Here is a 17,570-nt window from a genome sequence, read left to right as displayed (position 1 = left end):
TGCCGCTTCGTGAGCGGAATCACAGCGTTTTACACTACCGCGAGGTGGCAGATGCCTGAATCTATGAAGCCCGTCGCGGTACAGCTTTACTGAACACCCCTACAATTTCAGGCATTACCTATTGGCTAAGGAGTAGTGACATGCGCGTTAACGGTATAACCCCGCAGGATCTCAAGGCTTATGGCATCAACGATGTGCAGGAGGTGGTCTACAACCCGGATTACGACACCCTCTATCGCGAAGAGCTGGCGCCTGACCTTGAAGGCTACGAGCGCGGTGTGGAAACCCGCCTCGGCGCTATCGCCGTCGATACCGGTATCTTTACCGGCCGCTCACCGAAAGATAAGTACATTGTTCGCGACGACACCACCCGGGATACCCTGTGGTGGGCCGATGAAGGGCAGAAGAATGATAATAAACCCCTCTCGCAGGACACCTGGAATCACCTGAAAGGGCTGGTCACTCGCCAGCTCTCCGCAAAGCGCCTGTTCGTGGTGGATGCTTTCTGCGGCGCGAACCCGGATACCCGCCTTGCCGTTCGTTTCATTACCGAAGTGGCCTGGCAGGCGCACTTCGTCAAAAACATGTTTATCCGCCCGAGTGAAGAAGAGCTTCAGGACTTTACGCCTGATTTCGTGGTAATGAACGGCGCGAAATGCACTAATCCGGACTGGCAAGCCCAGGGGCTGAACTCCGAAAACTTTGTCGCATTTAACCTTACCGAGCGGATGCAGCTTATCGGCGGCACCTGGTACGGCGGCGAGATGAAAAAAGGCATGTTCGCCATCATGAACTACCTGCTGCCGCTGCGGGGCGTTGCCTCGATGCACTGCTCGGCCAACGTCGGTGAAAAAGGCGATGTCGCCGTGTTCTTTGGCCTCTCCGGCACCGGAAAGACCACGCTCTCGACCGATCCGAAGCGTCGTCTTATCGGCGATGACGAACACGGCTGGGATGATGACGGGGTGTTTAACTTTGAGGGCGGGTGCTACGCCAAGACTATTCGCCTGTCGGAAGAGGCGGAACCGGATATCTATCATGCGATTCGTCGCGATGCGCTGCTGGAGAACGTCACGGTGCGCGACGATGGCAGCATCGATTTCAACGACGCGTCGAAAACCGAAAACACGCGCGTCTCCTATCCGATCTACCATATCGATAACATCGTGAAGCCGGTGTCGAAAGCGGGTCACGCCACCAAAGTGATCTTCCTGACGGCGGATGCGTTCGGCGTGCTGCCGCCGGTATCGCGCCTTACCGCCAGCCAGACCCAGTACCATTTCCTGTCCGGCTTCACCGCTAAACTGGCCGGTACCGAGCGCGGCGTGACAGAGCCTACACCGACCTTCTCGGCCTGCTTTGGGGCGGCATTTTTGACGCTGCACCCAACCCAGTACGCCGAAGTGCTGGTGAAACGCATGGAGGCCGCCGGTGCCAAAGCCTATCTGGTGAATACGGGTTGGAACGGCACCGGGAAGCGTATCTCCATCAAGGATACCCGCGCCATCATCGATGCCATCCTCAACGGGTCGCTCGACGAGGCGGAAACCACCGAGCTGCCGGTCTTTGGTCTGGCCGTGCCGACGCAGTTGCCGGGTGTGGACAGCGCCATCCTCGATCCGCGCCATACCTGGGCTTCGCCGGACGCCTGGCTGGAGAAAGCCACGCAGCTCGCGGGCCTGTTCATTGAGAACTTCGCGAAGTATACCGACACGCCTGCCGGGGCCGCGCTGGTAGCCGCAGGGCCGAAGCGCTAACCGCGTTGTACCCCCGACCGATAAAAAAGAACCACCGCAAGGTGGTTCTTTTTTGGTTAGCGCGGCGCGTTATGGTAGATCAGCTGCTCTGCCCGGACGCCCGGGTTATCGGCACCGGCAGCCAGGCGCGGATCCGCAGACCGTCCCGCTCGCTGCGGCCAATATCCAGCACCCCGTTATGGTTATCGATAATACGCTGCACAATCGCCAGCCCCAGTCCGGTGCCGCTGGTGCTGCGCGCGCTGTCGCCGCGCACAAACGGCTGGAACAGGTGCTTAAGCTGATCCGGATTGATGCCCGGCCCGTCATCTTCCACCTGGAACCAGGCACGGTTGAGCTCGGTGCCGCTGCTCACTTTAATCCAGCCGTTGCCGTAGCGCGCCGCGTTCACCACCATGTTCGCCGCGGCACGTTTGATGGAGAGCGGATGGATATGCACCATGATCTCACCGTTTTTCAAGTCGGTCTCAATCTCACGCTCATACCCGCTTTCCGCGGCAATCACCTCACCGAGCACCGCATTCAGATCTGCCATCTCCAGCGGCATCTCCTGACCGGTACGCAGATAGTCGATGAACTGTTCAATGATGGCGTTGCACTCTTCGATGTCTTTATTAATCGATTCGGCCAGATAGCCATCCTGCTCGCCCATCATCTCAGTCGCCAGACGGATACGCGTCAGCGGGGTACGCAGATCGTGACTCACCCCGGCCATCAGCAGCGTGCGGTCATCCGCCAGCTGTTTGACCCCGGCGGCCATATGGTTGAAGGCTCGGGTCACGGAGCGCACCTCAGAGGCGCCGTATTCCCGCAGCGGCGGCGGAATCAACCCGCGTCCCACCTGTAAGGCCGCGTGTTCAAGATCCACCAGTGGCCGGTTCTGGATACGAATAAACAGCCAGGCGCCGCCTATCGCCAGCAGCATAATGGCCAGGGTATAGCGGAACAGCGGGGAGAAATCGCCCTGATGGATTTCGGTCAGCGGCACGCGCACCCAGATGTTCGGCGACAGCCAGGTCTTCAGCCAGACCACGGGGGAGCTTTTGTTGACCTCGACGCGCACTTCGGTCGGGCCGCCCAGTTGCTGGGCCATCTGCTGACTCAGGAATTCATAGTGCTGCGCCCAGCGCAGACCGGCATCCTCAGCCGCTTCGTTGGAGTAGAGCGAAATGCCGAGCTCGCGATAAATCTCACGACGAAACGCCGGTGGCACCACCAGCTGTGTTCCGTCCTCCAGCTGCAGTTTATCGGTCATCAGCATACGGACTTCGTATGCCAGCACCTTATTAAACTGCTGCAAGCTGGGAAGTATCGCGAAGTTCAGCACTACCAGATAGGTCGTCACCAGGCTGACGAACAGCAGGGTGACGATAAGTAGCAGGGTTCGGGCAAACGAGCTTCGCGGCGAGAATCGCACTCGCCTCATGCCTTGGCGCCGTCAGGAACAAAGACGTAGCCCAGACCCCATACCGTCTGGATGTAGCGCGGATGCGCCGGATCTTCTTCCACCATGCGACGCAGGCGGGAGATCTGCACATCAATAGAACGTTCCATGGCGCTGTACTCGCGACCACGCGCCAGGTTCATCAGCTTGTCGCGCGACAGCGGCTCACGCGGGTGGCTGACGAGCGCTTTCAGCACCGCAAACTCACCGCTGGTGAGCGGCATCGGTTCGTCTTCGCGGAACATCTCCCGCGTACCGAGGTTGAGTTTGAACTTCCCAAAGGCGATAACCGCCTCTTCCTGTGACGGTGCGCCCGGCAGCTCATTCGCCTGACGACGCAGCACCGCACGGATACGGGCCAGTAGTTCACGCGGGTTAAACGGCTTCGGAATATAGTCGTCGGCACCGATCTCCAGGCCCACGATGCGATCCACCTCTTCGCCTTTGGCCGTCACCATGATGATCGGCATCGGGTTGCTCTGGCTGCGCAGGCGGCGGCAGATAGAGAGGCCGTCTTCGCCCGGCAGCATCAGATCGAGCACCATCAGGTGGAACGACTCGCGGGTCAGCAGACGGTCCATCTGCTCGGCGTTGGCGACGCTGCGAACCTGGAAGCCCTGCTCGGTGAGATAACGTTCCAGAAGCGCACGCAGGCGCATATCGTCATCCACTACCAGAATCTTGTAATTCTCTTGCATTGTTTTTACTCCCAAAGGTTCGGACAATACGCGTTGTGTATTCTTAAAAAAGTACGCCTCAGTAACCACATATATCTGGTATACATTCTAGTCGAAATTGTTACAAAGCATATTTAACAGCAGCTTATCGCCGCTTTCTACCATAACCATGATGTCACACTGCTGGCGTTAACGGTCAGGAAAGCATGGAAAGACAGGCTGTTACCGGGAAGGCAGAGTGATGAAAACGCCCTTAATTACGCGCGAAGGCTACGAAAAGCTTAAAAAAGAACTCGATTACCTGTGGCGCGAGGAGCGGCCCGAGGTGACGAAAAAGGTGACCTGGGCGGCAAGCCTCGGCGATCGCAGTGAGAATGCCGACTACCAGTATAATAAAAAGCGGCTGCGCGAGATCGACCGCCGCGTGCGCTATCTCACCAAATGTCTCGAGCGCCTGCGCATCGTCGACTACTCCCCCCAGCAGGAAGGCAAAGTGTTTTTTGGTGCCTGGGTTGAGGTGGAAAACGACGATGGCGATCTCAAGCGCTTTCGCATCGTCGGCTACGATGAAATTTTTGGCCGCAAGGACTACATCTCCATCGACGCGCCTATGGCGCGCGCACTGCTGAAAAAAGAGGTGGGCGACGTGGCGACGGTGAATACGCCGGCGGGCGAAGCAACCTGGTACGTCAATGAGATCACCTATCCCAAATAAGCCGTTCGGTCGGCCACGGAAGGCTCCGAAAGCGCGCCCGGGGCGTTGCGTGGCTGGCAATTTACCCCGTCAGTCCGTATAACTGTCCCCAGAATTTTTGTACTCCAACAGATGATATAGCCATGATGAATGACTCGCTCTGCCGCATTATTGCGGGTGAACTCCAGGCACGTGCTGAACAGGTGGATGCCGCCGTTCGCCTGCTGGATGAAGGGAACACCGTGCCGTTTATTGCACGTTATCGTAAGGAAGTCACCGGGGGCCTGGACGACACGCAGCTCCGCCAGCTGGAAACGCGTCTGGGCTATCTGCGCGAGCTGGAAGAACGCCGCCAGTCGATCCTCAAATCTATTGCGGAGCAGGGCAAACTCAGCGACGAGCTGGCCAGCGCCATCAACGGTACGCTGAGCAAAACCGAGCTTGAAGATCTCTACCTGCCGTACAAACCCAAACGCCGCACCCGCGGGCAGATTGCCATTGAAGCGGGTCTTGAACCGCTCGCCGATCTGCTGTGGAACCAGCCGTCACACACGCCGGAAACCGAGGCGGAGAAATTCATTAACGCCGACAACGGCGTCGCCGACGTTAAAGCCGCGCTCGATGGCGCACGCTACATCCTGATGGAGCGTTTCGCCGAGGACGCCGGGTTGCTGGCGAAGGTGCGTGACTACCTGTGGAAGAACGCCCATCTGGTCTCCACGGTGGTCCCCGGCAAAGAGGAAAGCGGCGCGAAATTCCGCGACTACTTCGACCATCACGAGCCGATCGCTACCGTCCCGTCCCACCGTGCGCTGGCGATGTTCCGCGGCCGTAATGAAGGCGTGCTGCAGCTTGCGCTCAACGCCGATCCGCAGTTTGACGAGCCGCCGCGCGAAAGCCACTGCGAGCAGATTATTATCGACCACCTCGGCCTGCGCCTGAACAACGCTCCGGCTGACAGCTGGCGCAAAGGGGTGGTGAGCTGGACATGGCGCATTAAGGTGCTGATGCACCTCGAAACCGAGTTGATGGGCACCGTGCGCGAGCGCGCCGAAGACGAGGCGATCAACGTCTTCGCCCGTAACCTGCATGACCTGCTGATGGCCGCCCCGGCGGGCCTGCGTGCGACGATGGGCCTCGATCCCGGCCTGCGCACCGGCGTAAAAGTGGCCGTGGTGGACGGCACCGGCAAACTGGTGGCCACCGATACCATTTATCCGCATACCGGACAGGCAGCCAAAGCCGCCGTGGTGGTCGCCGCGCTGTGCGAGAAGCATAACGTTGAGCTGGTCGCGATTGGCAACGGCACCGCGTCGCGGGAAACCGAGCGTTTCTTCCTCGACGTCCAGAAGCAGTTCCCGAAAGTCACCGCCCAGAAGGTGATCGTCAGCGAAGCGGGGGCCTCCGTCTACTCGGCTTCCGAGCTGGCAGCGCTGGAGTTCCCGGATCTCGATGTGTCGATCCGCGGCGCGGTGTCCATCGCCCGCCGCCTCCAGGATCCGCTCGCCGAACTGGTGAAAATCGACCCGAAATCCATCGGCGTCGGCCAGTATCAGCATGATGTGAGTCAGTCACAGCTGGCCCGCAAGCTGGATGCGGTGGTGGAAGACTGCGTAAACGCCGTTGGCGTCGATCTCAATACCGCCTCGGTACCCCTGCTGACCCGCGTGGCAGGCCTGACGCGCATGATGGCGCAGAACATCGTGGCGTGGCGCGACGAGAACGGCCAGTTCCGCAATCGCCAACAGCTGCTGAAAGTGAGTCGGCTCGGGCCGAAAGCCTTTGAGCAGTGCGCGGGCTTCCTGCGCATCAACCACGGCGATAACCCGCTCGACGCCTCGACCGTTCACCCGGAAGCCTATCCGGTAGTCGAGCGTATTCTGGCCGCGACCGAGCAGTCGCTGCGCGACCTGATGGGCAACGGCAGCGCGCTGCGTGACCTGAGGGCGGTGGATTTCACCGACGAGCGCTTCGGTGTGCCGACGGTCAGCGACATCATTAAAGAGCTGGAGAAGCCGGGCCGTGACCCGCGTCCCGAGTTCAAAACCGCCACCTTTGCCGACGGCGTGGAAACCCTGAACGATTTGCAGCCGGGCATGGTGCTGGAAGGCGCGGTCACCAACGTCACCAACTTTGGTGCGTTCGTGGACATCGGCGTGCATCAGGATGGCCTGGTACACATCTCGTCGCTCTCCGACAAGTTCATCGACGATCCGCACAAGGTGGTGAAAGCGGGCGATATCGTGAAGGTGAAAGTGCTGGAAGTGGATCTGCAGCGTAAGCGCATCGCGCTGACCATGCGTCTTGACGAGCAGCCAGGCGAAACCAACGCCCGCCGCGGCGGCGGTAAACCGGAGCAGGCTAAACGCCCTGCCGGCCAGCCAAAACCACGCGGTCGCGACGCTCAGCCTGCCGGCAACAGCGCCATGATGGATGCCCTGGCGGCGGCCCTCGGCAAAAAAGGCTAATCCCCTCCCCTCTGCCTGCGGGCAGAGGGAGTTTTCCCCTCCGTGTTATTTTCTTTATTACCAGGCGTTATATATTTCACCGATTTCTTTTCGCGTTACACCTTATTTCCCGGTGCCGCCGCTATTAATTAGCAACTCCTTAACAAATAAATTCAACCTGCAAAACAGAATGTCACCAGATGTTAATTATTGACAGCTCAACGCTGTATTTTGATTTAAATCAATTACAGTGTTAACTGTGTCTAAAACTATATTTGTTCACATTTTCGGCATTGCAGATAAAAAGAATTCTCATTATCATCGTAGCCCGTAGCATACCTTCCCTTCTGTGATCCCACGCCGCGCGCGACGCGCAGGCACGATATTGATAAGCAGGATTTATGGCATACACACCAGGCAGCTCGTGGAAAATAACCGGCTTCGCGACGTCGATCAGCCCGGCCTATCGTCAGAAACTTTTATCGCTCGGCATGTTGCCCGGCGCGTTATTTAACGTGGTGCGCGTGGCGCCCTTTGGCGACCCGATTCATATCGAAACGCGGCGCGTTAATCTGGTATTACGCAAGAAAGATCTCGCGTTATTAAATGTGGAAGCGAGCGCCTGAGTCCAGGCGTATATAGAGCGTCATCACCATGAAAAATATTACCATCGGCCTTATCGGCAATCCAAACTCCGGCAAAACCACGCTGTTTAACCAGCTTACCGGGGCGCGCCAGCGCGTGGGCAACTGGGCAGGCGTTACCGTCGAACGTAAAGAGGGGAATTTCACCACCACCGACAGCGTCGTGCGGCTGGTGGATTTACCCGGCACCTACTCCCTGACCACCATCTCCTCCCAGACTTCGCTGGATGAACAGATCGCCTGCCACTACATTCTGAGCGGCGAGCCGGATATGCTGATTAACGTGGTGGACGCCGCCAATCTTGAACGCAACCTCTACCTGACACTGCAACTGCTGGAGCTGGGCATCCCCTGCATCGTGGCGCTCAACATGCTGGACATCGCCGAGAAACAGGGCATCCGGATCGATATGGACGCCCTCTCCGCACGGCTGGGCTGCCCGGTGGTACCGTTGGTCTCCACGCGCGCCCGCGGCATCCCGGCGCTGAAGCTGGCTATTGACCGCCACCCCGGCAACCGCGCCGTTGAACCGGTGCACTATGCACAACCCCTGCTGCGAGAAGCCGAATCGCTGGCGCAGGCGATGCCCGCGTCGCTGACCGCACCCCAGCGCCGCTGGCTGGCGATTCAGATGCTGGAGGGCGATATCTACAGCCGCGCCCGGGCGGGCGACGCCGCTCATCACCTCGCCGCCGCGCAGGCGCGGCTTGAGCAGGAGATGGACGATCCGGCGCTGCATATCGCCGATGCGCGCTATCAGAGCATCGCCGCCATCTGCGAGGCGGTGAGCAACAGCCTGACCGCCGAGCCGCACCGCCTGACCGCCGCGCTCGACCGCATTATCCTCAATCGCGTACTGGGCCTGCCGGTGTTTTTACTGGTGATGTACGTGATGTTCCTGCTCGCGATTAACATAGGCGGCGCGCTGCAGCCCTTCTTTGATGCGGGTTCCGTGGCGCTGTTCATCCACGGCATTCAGTGGCTGGGCGCCACGCTGCACTTCCCCACCTGGCTGACGATTTTCCTGGCGCAGGGCATCGGTGGCGGTATCAATACCGTCCTGCCGCTGGTGCCGCAGATCGGCATGATGTACCTGTTCCTGTCATTCCTTGAGGATTCCGGCTACATGGCGCGCGCCGCGTTTGTCATGGATCGCCTGATGCAGTCCCTGGGATTGCCCGGAAAATCTTTCGTTCCGCTGATTGTCGGGTTCGGCTGCAATGTGCCGTCGGTGATGGGCGCCCGTACCCTGGATGCACCGCGCGAACGGCTGATGACGATCATGATGGCGCCGTTTATGTCCTGTGGCGCCCGTCTCGCCATCTTCGCGGTCTTCGCCTCGGCGTTTTTCGGCCAGCGTGGCGCGCTGGCGGTGTTCTCGCTCTACCTGCTGGGCATTCTGATGGCGATCCTCACCGGCCTGATGCTCAAGCACACCCTGATGCGCGGCGAAGCGTCGCCGTTCGTCATGGAGCTGCCGGTCTACCACGTGCCGCATCTGAAAAGCCTGCTGCTGCAAACCTGGCAGCGCCTGAAAGGCTTCGTGCTGCGCGCCGGGAAAGTGATTGTGGTGGTCAGCGTGTTTATCGGCGCGCTGAACAGCTTCTCGTTCAGCGGCAAACCGGTGAACACCATTAACGACTCGGCGCTCGCCTCGGTGAGTAAAGTGCTCACCCCGCTGCTGGAGCCGATCGGCGTCGGGCAGGATAACTGGCAGGCGACGGTAGGCCTGTTTACCGGGGCGATGGCGAAAGAAGTGGTGGTCGGCACGCTCAACACGCTCTATACCGCCGAAGATATTCACGACGCCGGGTTCGACGTCACCCAGTTCAACCTGCGCGACGAGCTGGGCGCGGCGCTGACCGACACCTGGGACAGCCTGAAAGCCACCTTCAGCCTGAGCGTGCTGGCGAACCCCATTGAGGCCAGCAAAGGCGACGGCGAGATGGCAAGCGGTGCCATGGGCGTGATGAGCAGTAAATTCGGCAGCGAGGCAGCGGCCTACAGCTACCTTATTTTCGTGCTGCTCTACATCCCCTGCATCTCGGTGATGGGCGCCATTGCCCGCGAATCCAGCCGCGGCTGGATGACCTTCTCAATCTTGTGGGGGCTGAATATCGCCTACAGCCTGGCAACGCTGTTTTACCAGAGCGCGACCTTCAACGCTCATCCCCACTACAGCCTGGTGGCGATGCTCAGCGTGGTACTGTTTAACCTGCTGCTGATAATGGGCCTGCGTCGGGCGCGCAGCCGCGTTCAGGTAGCGCTGCTCACGCCGGACACCGCTACCGCGCAGCAGAGCCACTGCCACTGAGGAGGAAGCGATGACCAGTCTGATGGCGATACGGGATATGCTGGCGCTGGAGGGGCGTTTACAGGCGGCGCAGATAGGGCAACGCACCGCAACGCCGCTGCCGCTGGTGGAGGCGATGCTTAAGCAGCTGGAAGCGATGGGGCGGGTGGTCAGCCTGTCAGCCGACGAGGCCGGGTGTGCCACCGGCGCGTGCCGGACGTGCCCGGAAGGAAAAGCCTGCCAGCCGCGCTGGTGGGCGCTACGGTAGTAAACAAGGCGGGTCATGCCCGCCTTTTGAGTATCTTACTTATACACTTCTGCGGTGGCGTGGATTTTATCGCCGTGCTTCTGTCCGCTGGTGACGACGAAGTATTTTCCGCCTATCTCATCGGCTTTTTTGGACAGTGCTTCTTTGGCATCCATGGGCGCGGAGCCCTGATCGATGCTGATATCCCCGACTTTAGTCAGATTCATCCCTGCGACTTTATCCCTCTGCAACTCTTCTGCGGCGTAGGCCCCGGCGGACAGTGAACCAATAATCAGCGCCGCCACAATACCTGTTACACGTTTCATAGATGACTCTCCCTGAACTGGATAGATGCGGTATGTCCCGCCTGTCCGGTGACCGTGTCGAGACGGACAAAAAACAAGCGGTTACCCGTTGAGTATTGTTTCGCCAGGTGAGATTTGCAATGCGGCCAGTTTCTTAATTCCTGAGCTGCGCTTTCAGTGCCAGTAGCGCTTCACAGAATTCGCCGGGATGCGAAATAAACGGCGCGTGGGCGGCTTTGGGAAACACCTGCGACTCGCTGTGCGGCAGATGTTCATCCAGCAGCGGGACGATGGCGCGCGGCACCAGGCCGTCCAGCCGACCATACAGCCGCAAAAACGGCAGGCGCAGCGCGCTCAGCGCATCACGCAGGTCTACGGTCTTCAGGATCTCCAGCCCGGCGTCCAGCACCTCCAGCGACGGCGACGGCTGCGCCAGCACAACGCTTTTCAGCAGGCGCGCATCCTGCCGGGCGCTGTCGGTTCCCAGGGTTTGCAGAGCGAGGAAACGCTCAACGGTACGCTGAAAATCGCTGCTGAGCTGCTGCTGGAAGTTCGCCAGCACCTCGGGTTTGATGCCGGGCCACTCCTCACGAGCGCTAAAGCAGGGGGATGACGCCACCGTGACCAGCGCCTGCACCCGGGACGGATAGCGCAGCGCAGCGGTGCTGGCCACCAGCCCGCCGAGGCTCCAGCCCAGCCAGATCGCCTGTTCCGGCGCCTGCGCCATCACGCGCTCCGCCATCGCCTCCAGGGGCATCGCCCCGCAGCCCTGGCTGCGGCCATAGCCCGGCAGGTCCACCAGATGCAGAGTAAAATGCGAAGCCAGTTCCGCCGTGATGCAATGCCACACTTCCGCATTCAGGCCCCATCCGTGCAGCAGCACAAGATGACAATTCCCCTCTCCTTTGGTCTGCCACCAGATGTCATTCATCAGTTACTGTTCTCATTATTTTCATGCAAGGAAGCGCGTCATGCTAACAGTACCGGGGCTGTGCTGGCTATGCCATCTGCCGCTGCGGCTGGCGCACTGGGGGATCTGCTCCTGCTGCACCGCGTCGCTCTCCATTACGCCATCACGTTGCCCACGCTGCGGGCTGCCCGCGGCAGGGCGAGGGCGTGAGTGCGGGCGCTGCCTGCAACACCCACCGCCCTGGGAGCGGCTGGTCTGCGTGAGCGATTATGCCGCGCCGCTCAGCCAGCTGGTGCATCGTCTCAAGTTCAGCGGCGCCACCGCCGTTGCGCCCGCGCTGGCCAGGCTGTTGACGCTACAGGTGCTGGCGCAGCGCCGCGAAACCGGCTTGCCGCCCCCGGAGTTTATGGTCAGCGTGCCGCTCCACCGCCTGCGCGCCTGGCAACGCGGGTATAACCAGAGTCACCTGCTCGCGCGCTGCCTTAGCCGGCAGCTTGGCTGTCGGTACGAGGCCGCGGCGTTAACGCGTCTTCGCCGCGGCGCGGTTCAGCATCATCTCAGCGCCAGGCTGCGCAAAAGCAACCTCAAAAACGCCTTCCGCCTTGAATTGCCGGTGACGGGTCGCCATATGGTGATTGTGGATGATGTCGTGACCACCGGCAGCACCGTCGCGGAGATCGCGCGCCTGCTGAAGCGCAACGGCGCAGCGACGGTCCAGGTGTGGTGCCTGTGTCGAACCTTGTAGACCCTCGATGATGGGCGTATTATAACCAACTAAAATAGTCAACTATTAGGCCATTGCTATGATTCGTATTTCCGATACAGCCCAGGCTCACTTCGTAAAGCTCCTGGCGAACCAGGAAGAGGGAACGCAGATCCGCGTTTTCGTCATTAACCCAGGCACGCCGAATGCCGAGTGCGGCGTTTCCTACTGCCCGCCGGACGCGGTCGAAGCCAGCGACACCGAGCTGAAATTTGAGCAGATCACCGCGTATGTGGATGAGCTGAGCGCCCCCTATCTGGAAGACGCCGAAATTGATTTCGTCACCGACCAGCTGGGTTCGCAGCTGACCCTGAAAGCGCCTAACGCGAAAATGCGTAAAGTCGCTGACGACGCACCGCTGATGGAGCGCGTGGAGTATTTACTGCAGTCGCAGATCAACCCGCAGCTGGCAGGCCACGGCGGCCGTGTAACGCTGATGGAGATCACCGACGAAGGTTACGCCATTCTGCAGTTTGGCGGCGGCTGCAACGGCTGTTCAATGGTGGACGTGACGCTGAAAGAAGGGATCGAGAAGCAGCTGCTGAACGAGTTCCCGGAGCTGAAAGGCGTGCGCGACCTCACCGAGCACCAGCGCGGCGAGCACTCATACTACTGAGTTGCAGCTGCCAGTTAACAAAACGCCCGCTTTCGCGGGCGTTGTTGTTTTCGGCGCCAGCCGATGACGCGTTCGGCGTGCAAACCTACTTCGTCTTACGGGCAGGCTGGGTTTTGCGTCCGGCGGCACGGCGACGTTTGTCGAGGTCTTTCAGCAGCCGGTCGATGGCCCGATCGGAAAACATCGCTTCGAGAGAGGTCGAAAGCTTACGCCGCCAGTTCTTGTACTGGTAGCTGGTGCCAGGGATGTTGACCGGTTCGGCCATATCCAGCCAGTCCTCCGGCTGCAGCCCAAGCAGCGCGCTTTGCGTGTCCGCAATGTAACGCTGCAGCCCGCGATTCAGCGTGGCGCTCATCTTCATCCCTTTCGCCCGGTGCCCGGCGCGTTTTGGCAGGCAGCCCGCCTGATGCAGCGCGTCCAGCAGCCCCTGCTTCGCCTGCTCGCGATCGGCGTACAGCCCGCGCAGCATCTCCTCGTCGGGGTATAACCCCAGGGTTCTGCCAAGCGTCAGATCGCCGCTCTCCCAGTAGCCGCGCAGCGTCGGCAGGTCGTGCGTGGTCGCCACCGCCATTGACTGCACGGGCCACTTCTCAGGCGCGCGGAAGTGCTTGTTATGATCGTTTTCAAAGTAGAGCACTTTGTAGGAGTAAACGCCGCTACGCTTGAGCTTGCCGACAATTTCCGCCGGCACGGTACCGAGATCTTCCCCAATCACCATGCAGCGATGACGCTGACTCTCCAGCGCCAGAATCGCCAGCAGATCATCGACCGGATAGTGGACGTAGGCGCCCTTATCGGCGGTTTCACCGTAGGGTATCCACCACAGACGCAGCATCGACATCACGTGGTCGATGCGCAGCGCCCCGCAGTGGGTCATGTTAGCGCGCAGCAGTTCGACGAACGGCTGATAACCGCGCGCGTTCATGACGTGCGGATCCATCGGCGGCAGGCCCCAGTTCTGACCCAGCGGCCCAAGAATATCCGGCGGCGCACCCACCGAGGCTTTCAGGCAGTACAGCTCCCGATCGCACCAGGTTTCCGCTCCCCCTTCCGCCACGCCCACCGCCAGGTCGCGATACAGACCTACCGGCATCTTGTACTGCTGGCTGGTTTCCCAGCACGCCTGGAACTGGCAATAGGCCAGCCATTGCAGCCAGAGATAGAACTCCACGTCGTCGGCGTGGGTTTCGCAAAACGCCTTCACTTCCGGGCTGGTGGTGCGCTGATAGTGAGCAGGCCATACCGGCCATCCCCAGCGCATCTCGTCCTCCTGCACCTGTTTGGCGTGCAGCGCGTCGAAGGCCGCCTGCCAGTACAGGCCCTCGCCTTCCCGGGCCGCAAAATCGCGAAACGCGACTTTCTGCGCGTCGTCGGCGTCGCGGGCAGCGAAGCGCGTCCACGCCATGCGCAGGGCGGTAAGCTTCAGAGCGGTCACCGCCGCATAATCCACCCACTCGGCGTTGCGCGCCTTTTTCAGCGCCTGCCGGGTGGTCGGTAGCTGCCACCAGGCCTGCGCCTCATTGCTGAGGGTAAAATCCTCAACGGCGTTGACATCGATATAGACGATATTCAGCCAGCGGCGTGAGGAAGGGCTGTAAGGACTGGCGCTCTCCGGGTTGGCCGGGTAGAGCGCATGAATCGGGTTCAGGCCGATAAACGCGCCACCGCGGGCACCCACATCGTGCAGCATCGCCTGAAGATCGCCAAAGTCACCGATACCCCAGTTTTTCTCGGAGCGCAGGGTGTAAAGCTGCACGCAGGCGCCCCAGATTTTTTCCCCGTCGCGCAGCGCCTGCGGCTCGTAGCAGCGTTTCGGCGCAATGATAATCCGGCACGACCACGTGTGGGTTTTTCGGGTCAGCGTCAGGGTGTGATACCCCTCAGGCAGCCGGGCAGGCAACGTCAGGTCGCCCCCCGCCTGCGCTGTGCCGGTGTGCTGTTTGCCCTGCTCGGTGGTGAGCGTCCAGTGGTATTCACCTTTCCCCCCCACGGACAGCGCCATCTTTGAACCGCGGGTAAAGACGCGTACTGCCGGCAGCGGTGTTGCCGCGGATGACTCCGCGGCAGTGGGGTGCATGGCATCCAGCAAACGTTGGCGAGTGTCGTCCGCGATCGCCTGCGGCTTACCGTGCGCATTAATATAGGTTGGGCTGATGCCCGCCGCCTGCGCGGCCTTTTCCAGTTGTTTGCTGCCCATGGCGGTTCCTTAGCGTTTGGCCTGCCAGATACGTTGCTGGTAATCGCGGATCGAGCGGTCAGAGCTGAACATGCCGCAGCGAGCGGTGTTCAGGATCGCGGCACGCGTCCAGGCATCCTGGTCGCGATACAGCGTGTCGACACTGCGCTGCGCCTCCACGTAGGCGCTGAAGTCCGCCATTACCAGATAAGGGTCGCCGCCCTGTTTGCCGATGCTGTGCAGCATCTGGTCAAAGGCGTGCTTATCACCGTCGCTGAACGCGCCGCTTTCAAGGGCTTTCAATACCGCATCCAGCGCTTTGTCTTTCTTACGCCACTTCAGCGGATCGTAACCTTTGGCTTTCAGCGCCTTCACCTGCTCGACGGTATGACCGAAGATAAAGATATTTTCACTTCCCACCTGCTCGGCGATCTCAACGTTTGCGCCGTCCAGTGTGCCGACGGTGAGTGCGCCGTTAAGCGCCAGCTTCATGTTGCCGGTGCCCGATGCCTCTTTCCCTGCGGTTGAGATCTGCTCGGAGACGTCCGCCGCCGGAATCATCACTTCCGCCGCCGAGACGCAGTAGTCCGGCAGGAACACCACTTTGAGCGCATCACCCACTTTCGGGTCGTTGTTGATCACGTCGGCTACTTTATTAATGGCATAGATGATGTTTTTTGCCAGGTAATAGCCCGGCGCGGCCTTCGCACCAAACAGGAAGACGCGCGGTACGCGGTCCGCTTTCGGGTTATTACGAATCTCCTGATAGAGCGCCACGATGTGCAGCAGGTTGAGGTGCTGACGCTTGTACTCGTGCAGGCGCTTAATCTGGATATCAAAGATTGCGTCCGGATTGATCGTAATGCCGGTGCGCGCTTTCACGTAGGCAGCCAGCTTGACCTTGTTGTCGCGTTTGATGGCGCGATACGCCTGACGGAACGCCTCATCGTCAGCGTATTTTTCCAGCCCTTGCAGCACGTCCAGATTGTCGGCCCACTCCTGCTCCAGCGTCTTGTCCAGCAGGGCAGCAAGCGCCGGGTTGCACTGTTTGATCCAGCGGCGCGGGGTGATGCCGTTGGTGACGTTATGGAATTTGCCCGGCCACAGCTGGTGGTATTCCGGGAACAGATCTTTGACCACCAGATCGGAGTGCAGCGCCGCCACACCGTTTACTGCAAAACCGCTCACCACGCACAGGTTCGCCATGCGCACCTGCTTGTTGTGCACCACGGCCAGCTTCGCCCACACGGCATCATCACCAGGCCAGGTTTTGCTCACCAGCGTTTTAAAGCGGTCGTTAATCTCTTTGATGATCAGCATATGGCGCGGCAGCAGCTGGCGCACCAGACGCTCGTCCCAGCACTCCAGCGCTTCCGGCATCAGAGTGTGGTTAGTGTACGCAAAGGTCTGACTGGTGATCTCCCAGGCCTCGTCCCAGCTGAGCTGGTGGGCATCGAGCAGCACGCGCATCAGCTCCGGAATGGCGATGGTCGGGTGCGTGTCGTTGAGCTGGATGACTTCGTACGTCGGCAGATCCTGCAGTTTGCGACCCGCCTGGTGATGACGGCGCAGAATGTCGGCCACCGAACAGGCGCACTGGAAATACTGCTGCATCAGACGCAGCTTTTTCCCGGCCTGGTGGTTGTCGTTGGGATAGAGCACTTTGGTCAGCTTTTCAGCATCAATGCCCTGCTGCTCGGCTTTCAGGAACTCGCCGTTGTTGAACTTCGTCAGATCGAACGGGTGCGCATGCGTCGCCTGCCACAGGCGCAGCGGCTGGGATACGCCGTTGCGATAGCCAAGCACCGGCAGATCCCAGGCCTCGCCCACCATGGTAAACGCGGGTTCCCAGCGCACGCTCTTGCCGTCTTTTACAATCTTACCGCCCACGCCCACCTGCACGTCCAGCGCGCTGTTGTGGCGGAACCACGGGTAGCTTCTGCGGTGCCAGTCGTCCGGCGCTTCCTGCTGGTGGCCATCCTTAAAGGACTGACGGAACAGGCCGTACTGGTAGTTAAGGCCGTAACCGGTGGCAGACTGGCCTACCGTCGCCATTGAATCCAGGAAACACGCTGCCAGACGTCCCAGGCCGCCGTTGCCCAGCGCCGGGTCCACCTCTTCCTCCAGCAGGTCGGTCAGGTTGACGTTATGCGCGCTCAGCGCCTCGCTTACCGCCTCGTACCAGCCAAGGTTGAGCAGGTTGTTGCCTGTCAGGCGGCCAATCAGGAACTCCATCGAGATGTAGTTCACATGGCGCTGCGTTGCCTCCGGCTGCGCCGCCGGCTGTGCCGGAAGCAGCTCGGCGATTGCACCGCTCACGGCGTGCCACCACTGCTGGGGGTTCATTTCGCGGGCTGAACTCAGACCAAAACGCTGCCACTGACGTGTCAGTGCAGCTTCAAACTGCGCGGGGTTGAAATCTGGCTGTGACATAGCAAACGGGAGTCCTGTTAAAAGAGAATGAGCATTCCGGGTAGTGTGCCAGGCGACCCCGATCGCGTCCTCCTCCTGGGGGGGATTAGACAGGGAGGAGCGGCGGGGAGGAGTCACCCGTGCGCCAGACGCGATGGAAACCCGCATGGACAGTGGTCGCGATA

At 60.4% G+C, this 17,570-nt stretch carries 14 protein-coding genes; 8 read left to right on the top strand and 6 right to left on the bottom strand.

Going from position 1 to position 17,570, the window contains the following annotated elements:
• The first annotated feature begins 140 nt into the window (after positions 1 to 140).
• Entirely contained in the window at positions 141 to 1,757 is a 1,617-nt protein-coding gene (gene pckA, locus DW58_RS19420) for a phosphoenolpyruvate carboxykinase (ATP) (RefSeq protein WP_024549189.1), read from the top strand.
• Positions 1,758 to 1,836: 79 nt separating this feature from the next.
• Here pckA and envZ read toward each other — a convergent pair whose 3' ends face one another.
• The gene (gene envZ / locus DW58_RS19415; protein WP_024549188.1) at positions 1,837 to 3,183 is read right to left on the bottom strand and encodes a two-component system sensor histidine kinase EnvZ; all 1,347 of its coding nucleotides are present in this window, start codon (positions 3,181 to 3,183) and stop codon (positions 1,837 to 1,839) included.
• A complete protein-coding gene (ompR, locus tag DW58_RS19410) occupies positions 3,180 to 3,899 on the bottom strand; it encodes an osmolarity response regulator transcription factor OmpR (protein ID WP_006177890.1) in 720 nt (239 codons plus the stop codon). The genes envZ and ompR overlap by 4 nt, the downstream gene beginning before the upstream one ends.
• Positions 3,900 to 4,119: 220 nt before the next feature.
• Here ompR and greB point away from each other — a divergent pair, with 220 nt between their 5' ends.
• The 5 genes from greB to feoC all read left to right on the top strand — a co-directional run bounded on the left by greB (position 4,120) and on the right by feoC (position 10,224).
• Positions 4,120 to 4,593, top strand: a complete 474-nt coding sequence (gene greB, locus DW58_RS19405) for a transcription elongation factor GreB (RefSeq protein WP_024549187.1) — start codon at positions 4,120 to 4,122, stop codon at positions 4,591 to 4,593.
• A 122-nt stretch (positions 4,594 to 4,715) separates the two neighbouring features.
• Positions 4,716 to 7,040, top strand: a complete 2,325-nt coding sequence (locus DW58_RS19400; RefSeq protein WP_024549186.1) for a Tex family protein — start codon at positions 4,716 to 4,718, stop codon at positions 7,038 to 7,040.
• Between the two features lie 380 nt (positions 7,041 to 7,420).
• Positions 7,421 to 7,645: a ferrous iron transporter A gene (gene feoA / locus DW58_RS19395; RefSeq protein ID WP_024549185.1), complete on the top strand. Its 225-nt coding sequence runs from the start codon at positions 7,421 to 7,423 to the stop codon at positions 7,643 to 7,645.
• Between the two features lie 28 nt (positions 7,646 to 7,673).
• Positions 7,674 to 9,977 (top strand): Fe(2+) transporter permease subunit FeoB, encoded by a 2,304-nt coding sequence (gene feoB, locus DW58_RS19390; protein WP_029593366.1) that lies wholly within the window; start codon positions 7,674 to 7,676, stop codon positions 9,975 to 9,977.
• Between the two features lie 10 nt (positions 9,978 to 9,987).
• The gene (gene feoC, locus DW58_RS19385) at positions 9,988 to 10,224 is read left to right on the top strand and encodes a [Fe-S]-dependent transcriptional repressor FeoC (RefSeq protein ID WP_024551033.1); all 237 of its coding nucleotides are present in this window, start codon (positions 9,988 to 9,990) and stop codon (positions 10,222 to 10,224) included.
• A gap of 35 nt (positions 10,225 to 10,259) precedes the next feature.
• Here the strand turns inward: feoC and DW58_RS19380 are convergent, their stop codons facing one another.
• Positions 10,260 to 10,529, bottom strand: a complete 270-nt coding sequence (locus DW58_RS19380) for a YdgH/BhsA/McbA-like domain containing protein (RefSeq protein WP_024551034.1) — start codon at positions 10,527 to 10,529, stop codon at positions 10,260 to 10,262.
• Between the two features lie 133 nt (positions 10,530 to 10,662).
• Positions 10,663 to 11,439 (bottom strand): pimeloyl-ACP methyl ester esterase BioH, encoded by a 777-nt coding sequence (gene bioH / locus DW58_RS19375; protein ID WP_024562734.1) that lies wholly within the window; start codon positions 11,437 to 11,439, stop codon positions 10,663 to 10,665.
• Positions 11,440 to 11,479: 40 nt separating this feature from the next.
• On the opposite strand from bioH, the gene gntX reads away from it, so the two are divergent.
• Together gntX and nfuA are read left to right on the top strand one after the other, a co-directional pair.
• A complete protein-coding gene (gene gntX / locus DW58_RS19370) occupies positions 11,480 to 12,163 on the top strand; it encodes a DNA utilization protein GntX (RefSeq protein ID WP_024562733.1) in 684 nt (227 codons plus the stop codon).
• Positions 12,164 to 12,221: 58 nt separating this feature from the next.
• The gene (nfuA, locus tag DW58_RS19365) at positions 12,222 to 12,797 is read left to right on the top strand and encodes a Fe-S biogenesis protein NfuA (RefSeq protein WP_024551167.1); all 576 of its coding nucleotides are present in this window, start codon (positions 12,222 to 12,224) and stop codon (positions 12,795 to 12,797) included.
• An 85-nt stretch (positions 12,798 to 12,882) separates the two neighbouring features.
• Here the strand turns inward: nfuA and malQ are convergent, their stop codons facing one another.
• Both malQ and malP read right to left on the bottom strand, forming a co-directional pair.
• Positions 12,883 to 14,994, bottom strand: coding sequence for a 4-alpha-glucanotransferase (gene malQ / locus DW58_RS19360; RefSeq protein WP_029593358.1), 2,112 nt, complete (start codon positions 14,992 to 14,994; stop codon positions 12,883 to 12,885).
• A gap of 9 nt (positions 14,995 to 15,003) precedes the next feature.
• The gene (malP, locus tag DW58_RS19355; RefSeq protein WP_024549772.1) at positions 15,004 to 17,406 is read right to left on the bottom strand and encodes a maltodextrin phosphorylase; all 2,403 of its coding nucleotides are present in this window, start codon (positions 17,404 to 17,406) and stop codon (positions 15,004 to 15,006) included.
• Positions 17,407 to 17,570: the final 164 nt, after the last annotated feature.

It is taken from the genome of Siccibacter turicensis LMG 23730 (genome assembly GCF_000463155.2).
Classification (GTDB): domain Bacteria; phylum Pseudomonadota; class Gammaproteobacteria; order Enterobacterales; family Enterobacteriaceae; genus Siccibacter; species Siccibacter turicensis.
This window is presented reverse-complemented; position numbering and strand designations above follow the sequence as displayed.

Bases quoted from the DNA above. Each gene is read 5' to 3' on its own strand.
- pckA (WP_024549189.1), top strand. From the start codon at position 141: ATGCGCGTTAACGGTATAACCCCGCAGGATCTCAAGGCTTATGGCATC.
- envZ (WP_024549188.1), bottom strand. From the start codon at position 3,183: ATGAGGCGAGTGCGATTCTCGCCGCGAAGCTCGTTTGCCCGAACCCTG.
- ompR (WP_006177890.1), bottom strand. From the start codon at position 3,899: ATGCAAGAGAATTACAAGATTCTGGTAGTGGATGACGATATGCGCCTG.
- greB (WP_024549187.1), top strand. From the start codon at position 4,120: ATGAAAACGCCCTTAATTACGCGCGAAGGCTACGAAAAGCTTAAAAAA.
- DW58_RS19400 (WP_024549186.1), top strand. From the start codon at position 4,716: ATGATGAATGACTCGCTCTGCCGCATTATTGCGGGTGAACTCCAGGCA.
- feoA (WP_024549185.1), top strand. From the start codon at position 7,421: ATGGCATACACACCAGGCAGCTCGTGGAAAATAACCGGCTTCGCGACG.
- feoB (WP_029593366.1), top strand. From the start codon at position 7,674: ATGAAAAATATTACCATCGGCCTTATCGGCAATCCAAACTCCGGCAAA.
- feoC (WP_024551033.1), top strand. From the start codon at position 9,988: ATGACCAGTCTGATGGCGATACGGGATATGCTGGCGCTGGAGGGGCGT.
- DW58_RS19380 (WP_024551034.1), bottom strand. From the start codon at position 10,529: ATGAAACGTGTAACAGGTATTGTGGCGGCGCTGATTATTGGTTCACTG.
- bioH (WP_024562734.1), bottom strand. From the start codon at position 11,439: ATGAATGACATCTGGTGGCAGACCAAAGGAGAGGGGAATTGTCATCTT.
- gntX (WP_024562733.1), top strand. From the start codon at position 11,480: ATGCTAACAGTACCGGGGCTGTGCTGGCTATGCCATCTGCCGCTGCGG.
- nfuA (WP_024551167.1), top strand. From the start codon at position 12,222: ATGATTCGTATTTCCGATACAGCCCAGGCTCACTTCGTAAAGCTCCTG.
- malQ (WP_029593358.1), bottom strand. From the start codon at position 14,994: ATGGGCAGCAAACAACTGGAAAAGGCCGCGCAGGCGGCGGGCATCAGC.
- malP (WP_024549772.1), bottom strand. From the start codon at position 17,406: ATGTCACAGCCAGATTTCAACCCCGCGCAGTTTGAAGCTGCACTGACA.